Here is a 10,753-nt window from a genome sequence, read left to right on the forward strand (position 1 = left end):
CCTAACGGCCCTCGTCCACGACCTCGGCGTCCACGACATCCTCCTCGTCGGCCGAGGTGGACGCGCCGTTGCCACCGGGTTCCCCGTCGGCACCCGCCGCGGCGGCCTCCTGCTGCGCCTTCTCGTACAGCGCCTCGGACACCTTGTGGAAGGCGGCCTGGAGCGCATCGGCCTTGGCGGTGATCGTGGCGGCGTCCGAGGACTCCAGCGACTCGCGGACCTCCTTGATCGCCGTCTCGATCTCGGTCTTGGACGACTCGTCGACCTGATCGCCCAGGTCCTTCAGCTGACGCTCGGCCTGGTACGCGGCGTTCTCGGCGCCGTTGCGGGCCTCGGCGAGCTCGCGCGCCTGACGGTCGGCCTCGGCGTTGGACTCGGCGTCCTGGACCATCTTCTTGATCTCGTCGTCCGAGAGCCCGCCACCGGCCTTGATCTCGATCTTCTGCTCCTTGCCCGTGCCGAGGTCCTTCGCGGACACGGAGAGGATGCCGTTGGCGTCGATGTCGAAGCCGACCTCGATCTGCGGCACGCCGCGCGGCGCCGGCGGGATGCCGGTGAGCTGGAACTTGCCCAGCGACTTGTTGTAGGTCGCCATCTCGCGCTCGCCCTGCAGCACGTGGATCTCCACCGAGGGCTGGTTGTCCTCGGCCGTCGAGAACACCTCCGACTTGCGGGTCGGGATCGTGGTGTTGCGCTCGATCAGCTTGGTCATGACGCCGCCCTTGGTCTCGATGCCCAGGGTCAGGGGCGTGACGTCGAGCAGCAGCACGTCCTTGACGTCACCGGACAGGACGCCGGCCTGGATCGCGGCGCCGATCGCGACGACCTCGTCCGGGTTCACGCCGCGGTGCGGATCCTTGCCGGTGAGCTCCTTGACCTTCTCCTGCACGGCCGGCATGCGCGTCATGCCGCCGACGAGGACGACGTGGTCGATGCTCGACGCGCCCTTGTCCTTGGCGTCGTCCAGGGCCTGGCGGACGGGTGCGACCACGCGATCCAGCAGGGCCGACGTCAGCTCGTTGAACTTCGCCCGCGTGATGCGGACGTCGAGGTGCTTGGGGCCGGACTGGTCCGCGGTGATGAACGGCAGGTTGATCTGCGACTCCTGCGCGCTCGACAGCTCGATCTTGGCCTTCTCGGCGGCCTCGTAGAGCCGCTGCAGGGCCATCGGATCGGACTTGAGGTCGATCGCCTGGTCCTTCTTGAACTCGCCGGCGAGCCAGTCGACGATCGCCTTGTCCCAGTTGTCGCCGCCGAGGTGGTTGTCACCCGCGGTCGACTTGACCTCGAACACGCCGTCGCCGATCTCGAGCACCGACACGTCGAAGGTGCCGCCGCCGAGGTCGAACACGAGGATGGTCTGGTCGTCCTCCTTGTCGAGGCCGTAGGCCAGCGACGCGGCGGTCGGCTCGTTGATGATCCGCTTGACGTCGAGCCCGGCGATCTTGCCGGCGTCCTTGGTCGCCTGGCGCTGATCGTCGTTGAAGTAGGCGGGGACCGTGATGACCGCGCTGTCGACCGTCTCGCCCAGGTACGCCTCGGCGTCGGCCTTGAGCTTGGCGAGGGTCATCGCGCTGATCTCCGGCGGCGAGTACTGCTTGCCGTCGGCCTCGATCCGCGCATCTCCACCGGAGCCGGCGACCACCTTGTACGGGACGATCGACTCCTCCTCCTTGACCTCGGCCTCCTTGCGGCCCATGAAGCGCTTGACGGAGAAGATCGTGTTCGTCGGGTTCGTCACGGCCTGACGCTTGGCGACCGTGCCGACCAGGCGCTCGCCGCCCGAGGTGAACGCGACGACCGAGGGGGTCGTGCGCCCGCCCTCGGCGTTCTCGATGACGGTGGGTTCGCCGCCCTCGAGGACGGCCATGCAGGAGTTCGTGGTGCCGAGGTCGATGCCGATGGTCTTGCCCATGGGGTTCAGGCTCCTTCAGTGACGGGGTGCGGGGGGATGCGTGCAGGTGCCGCGTGAAATCTGAGTCCGAGTATGGCAGATCGTGCGCCGGTCCTCACGACGGGCGTTCTCGTCCGCCCGCCGAGGTCCCGGAGCTCCGGCGCACCGGCTCCCCGTCGAGGGGAGGGCCCGATACGTCACACTTGGAGGTGATGGACTCCCTTGACGGAGATCAGCTCGCCTCGCCTCCGTTCGAGGATTTCGACGCCGCGTGCCGCGGCGTCCTCGAGTACCTCCAGGAGCGGTTCGGGCTCGGGCTGTGGATGGTGACCCGGACGACGGGACCCGACTGGATCGTCCTGCGTGCGGCCGACGACGGCTCCTACGGCATGCAGGCGGGCACGACCTTGCGGTGGTCGGACTCGTTCTGCTCCCTGATGACGCGCGGGGAGGCGCCGCAGGCCGCACCCGACGCGATGGCCGTCCCCGCCTACGCCGACGCGCCGATCGCCCAGCAGCTGAAGATCGGGGCGTACATCGGCGTCCCCCTCGAGCTGCCCGACGGAGAGCTGTTCGGCACGCTGTGCGCGATCGACCCGGAGCCGGCCGCCGACTTCACCAACGAGCTGCCCGCGATCCGCATGTACGCGCGGCTGCTGTCGACGATCCTGGCCCGTGAGCTCGAGACCCAGCAGGAGGCCCGGCGCGCCGAGCAGGCCGAGGGTGAGGCCCTGCGCGACGCCCTCACCGACCTGCCGAACCGCCGGGCCTGGGACGTCGCGATCCAGGCCGAGGAGGACCGCTGCCGCCGGTACGGCTCACCCGCCGCGGTCCTGTCGCTGGACCTCGACGCCCTCAAGGAGATCAACGACGCGGAGGGCCACAGCGCGGGCGACGATCTGCTGCGGCGGACCGCGTCGGTGCTGCTCGGCTCGGTGCGACGCCACGACACGGTCGCCCGGATGGGGGGCGACGAGTTCGCCGTGCTCCTGCCCGAGTGCCCCGCCGAACAGGCACGGGAGCTCGCCGACCGGGTCCGCAGCCGCCTCGCCGAGGCCGGCGTCGAAGCCTCGGTGGGCGTCGCGTCGCGCCCCGGGAAGGGCGGCGGCCTCGCAGCCGCCTACCGGCTGGCGGACGAGCGCATGTACGCGCTCAAACGGGCGCGCGACTGAGCTCGAGCCGTCCCGCCCGAGCGGGCAGGCCCGTCGGTCGAGGCGCCCCGGCCGTCGGGCGGTCAGGCGGTCGGCCAGGGCTCGGCGGGCACGGAGGCCGGCATCGGAACGACCTGCGCGGCAACACCGGCCAGGACTGCGCGGGACGGGCGGCGTTCCCCGGGACGCACTTCGGCGAGCGCCGACGCCGCGCCGTAGAGCGCACGGGCCAGGAACGGCGCGCGCTCGGGGTCCAGCCCATCCGCGGCCAGGTCGCGGCGCAGCCCCTCGGTGAGCCGGTCGGGCACCCGCCGGAGCGCCGCGGCGACGCGGTCGGCGACCTCGGAGGAGGCATGGTGCGCAGTGCGATGCAGCAGTCGCGCCCCGGCGGGCCGCGCCGCCGCATGGTCGAGGAGCGCCCGGACCGACGCGGCGGCCCGGTCCCGGGCCACCATGCCGACCGTCGCGCGTTCCGCGCCGTGGAGACGATCGATCACCCGCTCCACCTCCGCCTCGACGGCCCGCAGGAACAGCGCCTCCTTGCTCGACCCGTGCGCGTAGAGGGTCGGCTTCGCCACCTCGAGCGCCGCCGCGAGTTCCGCCGTGGAAACGCCGTGCAGCCCGTCCGCCGCGAAGGCGTCCGCGAGAGCCGAGAGGTCGAGACGAGCGCGTGGCCTGGCCATCCCGCAAGCATGTTCTCGAACCGGTCGGTTCACCTTCGACCGCGGGGCGGAATCTGCTCGAGCGGCTTCGACCGGATGTCGTAGAAGGCCCATTTCATCGGGTCTAGCTTGATCCTGGACACCGACCTCGGTGCACGCACGACCCCCGACGGAAGGCCTTGTGATGGACCTCGCAGCGCACCGACACCGCAGGACGGCGGGCTGATGTTCTCCACCCACGGCATCCTCGTCGTCGGCGGCGGCATCGCCGGGCAGGCGGTCTGCGAGGCGGTCCGCGCCCGCGACCCCCACGTCCCGCTGACGCTCGTGTGCGGCGAGGACCACCTGCCCTACGACCGCGTCCGCCTCGGCGCCCTGCTGGACGGCGGCTCCGTCGAGGACCTTCGGCTGCGCCCGTCGGACTGGTACGAGGACCAGCGCGTCATGGTCCTGACCGGTCAGCGGGTGCGTGCCCTGGACCCCGACGCCGGGACCGCCACGCTGGACGACGGTGCGACCGTCCTGCACTACGACCGGGTCGTGCTGTGCACCGGGTCCGATGCTCTCGTGCCTCCGCTGGAGGGCTCCGCCCTGCCCGGCGTCGAGGTGTTCCGTGACCCGGCGGACTGCGCGGCCATCCTGGGCGCCGCGCGGTCCGCCGGCCACGCTGCCGTCATCGGCGGCGGCCTGCTCGGCCTCGAGGCCGCGTACGCGCTGGCGAAGCTCGGCACGCCGACCTCGGTCATCCATCTCGTCGACCGGCTCATGGAGCGTCAGCTCGACGCGCCCGCCGCCGCCCTGCTGGCTCCGGCCATCGCCGGCCTCGGCGTCGATGTGCGCCTGCAGCACGCCACGACCACGGTGCTCGCCGGACCGGACGGCCGTGCCGCCGGGCTCCAGTTCGCGGATGGCTCGCGGCTCGCGTGCGACCTGGTGGTGGTCGCGGTCGGCATCCGTCCCCACGTGGGGCTCGCCCGCGACTGCGGCCTCACGGTCGAGCGTGGCGTCGTCGTCGACGACCACCTCGTGACCTCGCACCCCCGGGTGCTGGCGGTCGGGGAGTGCGCGCAGCACCGCGGCGTGGTCCACGGCATCGTCGCGCCGATCCAGGACCAGGCCCGCGTTGCCGCCGACACGCTCGTCGCGCCGGACCGCGCCGTCGCGTACCCCGGCTCGATCCCGACCGCCAAGCTGAAGGTGATGGGGGTCGACCTCGTCACCGCCGGGGCGGCCGAGGGCGAGCGCGAGGTCGTGGTCGCCGACGCGGCGGCCGGGACCTACCGCAAGCTCGTGACCGCGCCCGACGGGACGGTGCTCGGCGCGGTGCTGCTGGGCGACGCCCGCGGCGCCGAGCTCCTGATGGACGCCGTTCGCACGGGCCGCGTCAGCGAGGACCCGCTCGGCCTGCTGGCGGAGGCCTCGCAGGCCACCGCTGCCGAGCTGCCCGACGCAGCGCAGGTCTGCAACTGCAACGGGGTCTGCAAGGGCGAGATCGTCGCCGCGATCCGCGAGCGCGGGCTCGGCTCGACCCAGGAGGTGGTCAACGTCACCCGGGCCGGCGCGGGCTGCGGCTCCTGCAAGCCGGTGGTCACCGAGCTGCTGCAGATCGAGCGGGCGGGCGCGGCCGAGGAGCCGGCCTACCTGTGCCCCTGCCGCAAGCAGACGCGGGAGGACATCGCCGCCCTCGTGCGCGAGAAGGGGATCACGCGCGTCTCCGAGCTCTCGGAGGCCTGCGGCGCCGGTCGCGACTGCGGCGCGTGCAAGCCGGGCCTGTCCTACCTGATCGAGGAGCGCCAGGCGGCGACGTTCCGGCAGGAACGCCACGCGAAGTTCATCAACGACCGGGTCCACGCCAACATCCAGCACGACGGGACGTTCAGCGTGGTCCCGCGCATCCGCGGCGGCGTCGTCACCAGTGACGAGCTGCGTCGCTTCGCCGACGTCGCCGACAAGTACGAGCTGCCGATGATCAAGATCACCGGCGGCCAGCGGATCGACCTGCTCGGCGTCAGGAAGGAGCAGCTTCCCGCGGTCTGGGAGGACCTCGGCATGCCGTCCGGCTACGCCTACGCCAAGGCGGTCCGGACCGTGAAGACCTGCGTCGGGACGCAGTTCTGCCGCTTCGGGCTCGGGGACGCGATCACCGTCGGCATCGATCTCGAGTCGGCGATGGAGGGTCTGCACACCCCGCACAAGGTCAAGGCGGCCGTCACCGGCTGCCCGCGCAACTGCGCCGAGGCCTACGTCAAGGACATCGGCCTGGTCGCGATCGAGAACGGCTGGGAGATCTACGTAGGCGGGGCGGCCGGCGCCTCGGTCCGCAAGGGCGATCTGCTCGCGACCGTCGAGACGGCCGAGGAGGCGCAGCGGCTGGCGCTCGTCTACCTGCAGTACTACCGCGAGCACGGCGAGCACCTCGAGCGGACCTACGGCTTCCAGGAGCGTCTGGGGCTCGAGGCCATCCAGGCCGTCGTCCTGGATCCCGAGCAGCAGGCGGCGCTGCTGGAGCGCTTCGCGATCGCCAAGGCCGCGTGCGACCCCGACCCGTGGCGTGAGCGGCGCGAGCCCGTGCACCCCAAGCAGTTCGCGGAGCTCGACTCCGACCCGGAGGGCCTGGACCTCGTCGCCATGGCCGCAGCCGGGGTGGAGGCGCCCCGATGAGCGTCTGGACCCGCATCGCCTGCGCCGAGGACGTCCCGATGCTCGAGGGCCGCTCGGTCCACGTGGCCGGCCACCAGATCGCCGTGTTCCGGCTGCCGGGCGGCTGGGCGGCGACCGACGCGCGCTGCCCGCACAAGGGCGGCCCGCTGCAGGACGGCATCGTGGCCGACTCGTGCGTGACCTGCCCGCTGCACCAGCGGCGCTTCGACCTGCGCTCGGGTGCGCAGATCGGCGGTCCCGACACGATCGAGGTGCACGAGATCGAGGAGCGCGACGGCGCGCTGTGGGTCCGGCTGGCCGAAGGCCGGGCCGACCTCGAGGACGCCGCGTGAGCGCGTGGGTGGCGGCCGGTGGCACCGGCGCTCGTCCGGGCGGCCTGCCGAGCCCGCCCGACCCGACCCGGACGCGCTCGGTGCGCACGGGCTGCCCGTACTGCGGGACGGGCTGCGGGCTGATCGCCGAGGTGGCCGGCGGCCGGGTGCAGGCCGTGAAGGGCGATCCGCTGCATCCGGTCAACCGCGGCGCGACCTGCCGCAAGCCGCTGCGCCTGCCGGAGGCGCTCGTCGCGGGGGACCGCGCGACCACGCCGCTGTGGCGCGACAGCCCGGACGACCGCTGGCGCGCGCGCACCTGGCGCCAGACGACCGGGGAGCTCGCGCGCCGTCTGCTCGACGTGCAGGCCCGCCACGGGTCCGACGCGATCGCGTTCTACCTCTCGGGGCAGATGCTGACCGAGGACTACTACGTGGCCTCGAAGCTCGCCAAGGGGTTCCTCGGCACCAACAACGTGGACTCGAACTCGCGCCTGTGCATGTCCAGCGCGGTCGCGGGCTACACCGGGGCCCTCGGCTCCGACGGGCCCCCGGGCGCCTACGCCGACATCGAGCAGGCGGACCACCTGCTGCTGCTGGGCACCAACACCTCCGCCTGCCACCCGATCGTCTGGGCCCGCATCCGCCGTCGGCAGCAGGAGGGCGCGCACGTCACGGTGATCGATCCGCGCCGCACGCCGACGGCCGAGATGGCAGACCTGCACCTCGCGGTCCGGCCGGGGGCCGACCTGCCCCTGCTCAGCGCGATGCTGCACGTGCTCGAGGCCGAGGGCCTGCTCGACGAGGCGTTCCTGACCCGGCACACCGAGGGGTCCGAGCAGGCGCTCGCGGCCGCGCGGGAGTGGACCCCGGGTCGGGCGGCGGAGGCGTGCGACCTGCGGGCCGAGGACATCGTCGCGGCGGCGCGCGGGTTCGGCGCCGCGCGCCGCGCCATGGCCCTGTGGTCGATGGGCGCGAACCAGTCCACGGTGGGGACGCTCAAGAACCGCGCCCTCATCAACCTCTGCCTGGCGACCGGCAACATCGGGCGCCCCGGGACGGGGCCCCTGTCCCTCACCGGCCAGCCCAACGCGATGGGCGGACGCGAGTCCGGCGGGCTCGCCCACCTGCTGCCCGGCTACCGGATGGTGACCGACCCCGAGCATCGCGCCGAGATGCGCGCCCTGTGGGACGTGCCCGCCGCGGCACCGGGCATCTCGCCCGCTCCGGGCATCCCCGCCACCGAGCTGGTCGAGGCCCTCGAGGAGGACCGGGTGAAGGTGGTGTGGATCATCGCGACCAATCCCGTGGTCTCCCAGCCCGACGCGGCCCGCTTCGCCGCCGCGCTGCGCCGCGCAGAGCTCGTCGTCGTGCAGGACGCCTACCACCCGACCGAGACCGGAGCGCTCGCCCACGTCGTGCTGCCGGCCGCCCAATGGGGCGAGAAGGACGGGACGCAGACCAACAGCGAGCGCCGGGTGTCGCTCGTCCGCAAGCTGGTCCCGCCACCCGGCGACGCCCTGCCGGATTGGGAGATCCTCGCGCGGGTCGGGCGCGCGCTCGGCTACCCCGGCGCGTTCGGCTGGTCCAGCGCCGCCGAGGTGCACGCCGAGTACGTGCGCACGACCGCCGGGCGGTTGTGCGACCAGACCGGGCTGACGCACCAGCGGCTGCAGCAGGAAGGACCGCTGCAGTGGCCGATCCCCGCACGCGGACCGGAGGGCACCGATCACGCGGGCACCGAGCGCCTCTACGTCGGGCGCCGGTTCTCGACCCCCGACGGTCGCGCCCGCCTGGCCCCCACGCCCCACGCCGAGCCGGCCGACCCGATCGGTCCCGATCATCCGCTCGTGCTCACCACCGGCCGGGTGGCGCACCAGTGGCACACGATGACCCGCACCGGCAAGGCCAAGGACCTGCTGGCCGCGGAGCCCGAGCCCTTCGTCGAGCTGCACCCGCGGGACGCCGAGCGCGCGGACGTCGCCGATGGCGACCACGTGCTCGTGCGCTCGCGGCGCGGGCGGGCGACCATGCGCGCCCGGGTCACCGATCGCGTCCGGGAAGGTGTCGCGTTCGCGCCGTTCCACTGGGGCGCGCTGCACCTCGCGCCCGGGGCGGGCGCCCTCAACGCGGTCGTCGCCCGGGCCATCGACCCCACCTCCAAGCAGGCCGAGCTGAAGGCCAGCGCGGTGCGCGTCGAGAAGATCGCGGTCGCCGACCCAGGTGCCGGCAGCGCCCGCGACGGAGCGCCGCGCCGACGGCTCGTCGTGGTGGGCGGCGGGATGGCGGGGATGGCGACGGTCGAGGCGGCGCTGGCCCACGCCGAGGCCGGACCGGCGGCGTTCGACGTCACCCTCATCGGCGCCGAGCCGACCGCGCCGTACAACCGCGTCCTGCTCTCGTCGATGCTCGCCGGCCAGGTGGGGGAGCAGGAGCTGGCGCTCCGCCACCCCCAGTGGTTCGCCGATCGTGGCGTCACCCTGCGCCTGGGGGTCGCCGCGCGGCACGTCGACACCCAGTCCCGGACGGTGGAGCTCTCCGACGGGGAGATCGTCGCCTACGACGACCTGGTCCTCGCGACCGGGTCCCGCCCGTTCGTCCCCCCGGTGCCCGGGATCGACCGCCCGGGGGTCCTGGTCTTCCGCAGCCTCGCCGACACGCGCTCGATCCTCGAGGCGGCGGCCGACGCCCGGCGTGCCGTGGTGATCGGCGGTGGGCTCCTCGGGCTGGAGGCCGCGCGCGGCCTGACCGAGCGCGGCGTGCGCGTGACCGTCGTCCATCTCGCCGACCGCCTGATGGAGCAGCAGCTCGACGCGCCCGCGGCGTCGCTGCTCGCGCGCGCCCTGGGTGCCCTGCGGATCAAGGTCCGCACGAGCGCGAGGACCGAGGCCATCGTCGGTGTCGCCGAGGACGGCAGCGGCGCCGTCGGCGGGGTCCGGCTCGAGGGCGGCGAGGAGATCCCCGCCGACCTCGTCGTGGTGGCCGCCGGGATCCGCCCGGACGTCGCGCTGGCCCGCACCGCCGGCCTCGAGGTGGACCGCGGGGTCCTGGTGGACGACGAGCTGCGCACCAGCGCGCCCGGCGTGCGCGCCGTCGGCGAGTGCGCCGAGCACCGCGGCGCCGTGTACGGGCTGTGGGCCCCGCTGCTGGAGCAGGCGCGGGCGGCCGGGGCCTCGATCGCCGGGCGGCCGGCCGCGTTCCACGGCGTCGCGCCCGCGACCACCCTGAAGGTCGCGGGCATCGAGTTGTTCTGCTGCGGACGGGTCGCCGAGGAGGACGGGGACGAGGAGGTGCTCTCGCTCGACACGCGGCGCGGGCGCTACCGGCGGCTGCTGCTCCGCGAAGGCCGGCTCGCGGGGGCGATCCTGCTCGGGGACCTGCGGGACGCGCGGCGCCTGCGCGAGCTGCTGCACGACCAGGACGAGGTCCCGGCGGAGCTGCTCGACGGTCCTCCGGTCACCGCGAACGCGCAGGCGCTCGACGGGACGACCGACCCGGCCATGAACGTGTGCTCGTGCCAGGGAGTCACCCACGGCGAGATCGAGCACGCGATCCGCGACCGCGGACTCACGACCATCGAGCAGGTCGCCGAGCACACGCGCGCCTCCACCGGCTGCGGCGGCTGCCGGCCCGACGTGGCGGCGATCGTCGCGCGGATGCGCCGGGACGTGGCGCTGGCGCGCTGAGCGGGGAGGCGACGGTCTAGACGTCCGCGACCAGCGCGTCGAACGGCCGCAGGCCCCGCGCGAGGTAGTTGGGCAGCGCGGCCGGGCCGTCGAGGCGGCGCGTGTGCACCCAGACGCGCCGCGTGCCGTCGGGGTGCAGCCGCCAGGCCCGCTCCAGGGCCGCGGTCAGCAGCCAGCCTCCCAGGCCCTGGCCGTGGAACCGGGGCAGCAGGCCGAAGATCGCGAGCTCCACCGTGCTGCGCGGCTGCACCTGCAGCTCGAAGAACCCGGCGTGCGCGGCGCCGCCGCCGTCGCTCTCGTCCCCGGCGATCGCGACCCAGGTCTCCACGCCGGCCGTCCAGTCCCGCCACTGCCGCTCGGACCAGACGAGGCGGTCGGTCCATCCGTA

At 73.7% G+C, this 10,753-nt stretch carries 7 protein-coding genes; 4 read left to right on the forward strand and 3 right to left on the reverse strand.

Going from position 1 to position 10,753, the window contains the following annotated elements; genetic code table 11:
• Position 1: 1 nt before the first annotated feature.
• The gene (gene dnaK, locus ABYE80_RS02390) at positions 2-1,915 is read right to left on the reverse strand and encodes a molecular chaperone DnaK (RefSeq protein ID WP_372788380.1); all 1,914 of its coding nucleotides are present in this window, start codon (positions 1,913-1,915) and stop codon (positions 2-4) included.
• Between the two features lie 191 nt (positions 1,916-2,106).
• On the opposite strand from dnaK, the gene ABYE80_RS02395 reads away from it, so the two are divergent.
• A complete protein-coding gene (locus tag ABYE80_RS02395; RefSeq protein ID WP_372788382.1) occupies positions 2,107-3,066 on the forward strand; it encodes a GGDEF domain-containing protein in 960 nt (319 codons plus the stop codon).
• Between the two features lie 62 nt (positions 3,067-3,128).
• Here the strand turns inward: ABYE80_RS02395 and ABYE80_RS02400 are convergent, their stop codons facing one another.
• The gene (locus tag ABYE80_RS02400) at positions 3,129-3,728 is read right to left on the reverse strand and encodes a TetR/AcrR family transcriptional regulator (protein WP_372788383.1); all 600 of its coding nucleotides are present in this window, start codon (positions 3,726-3,728) and stop codon (positions 3,129-3,131) included.
• A 204-nt stretch (positions 3,729-3,932) separates the two neighbouring features.
• Here ABYE80_RS02400 and nirB point away from each other — a divergent pair, with 204 nt between their 5' ends.
• The 3 genes from nirB to ABYE80_RS02415 are packed head-to-tail and all read left to right on the forward strand — an operon-like array spanning position 3,933 to position 10,365.
• On the forward strand, positions 3,933-6,368 hold the full coding sequence (nirB, locus tag ABYE80_RS02405) for a nitrite reductase large subunit NirB (RefSeq protein ID WP_372788385.1): 2,436 nt from the start codon (positions 3,933-3,935) through the stop codon (positions 6,366-6,368).
• A complete protein-coding gene (nirD, locus tag ABYE80_RS02410; RefSeq protein WP_372788386.1) occupies positions 6,365-6,700 on the forward strand; it encodes a nitrite reductase small subunit NirD in 336 nt (111 codons plus the stop codon). The genes nirB and nirD overlap by 4 nt, the downstream gene beginning before the upstream one ends.
• Entirely contained in the window at positions 6,697-10,365 is a 3,669-nt protein-coding gene (locus tag ABYE80_RS02415; RefSeq protein WP_372788388.1) for a molybdopterin-dependent oxidoreductase, read from the forward strand. The genes nirD and ABYE80_RS02415 overlap by 4 nt, the downstream gene beginning before the upstream one ends.
• Positions 10,366-10,381: 16 nt before the next feature.
• Here the strand turns inward: ABYE80_RS02415 and ABYE80_RS02420 are convergent.
• Positions 10,382-10,753, reverse strand: a 372-nt coding sequence (locus ABYE80_RS02420; RefSeq protein WP_372788390.1) for a GNAT family N-acetyltransferase, incomplete at its 5' end; no start/stop codon positions are given.

The organism is Paraconexibacter sp. (assembly GCF_041602235.1).
Lineage (GTDB): Bacteria > Actinomycetota > Thermoleophilia > Solirubrobacterales > Solirubrobacteraceae > Paraconexibacter.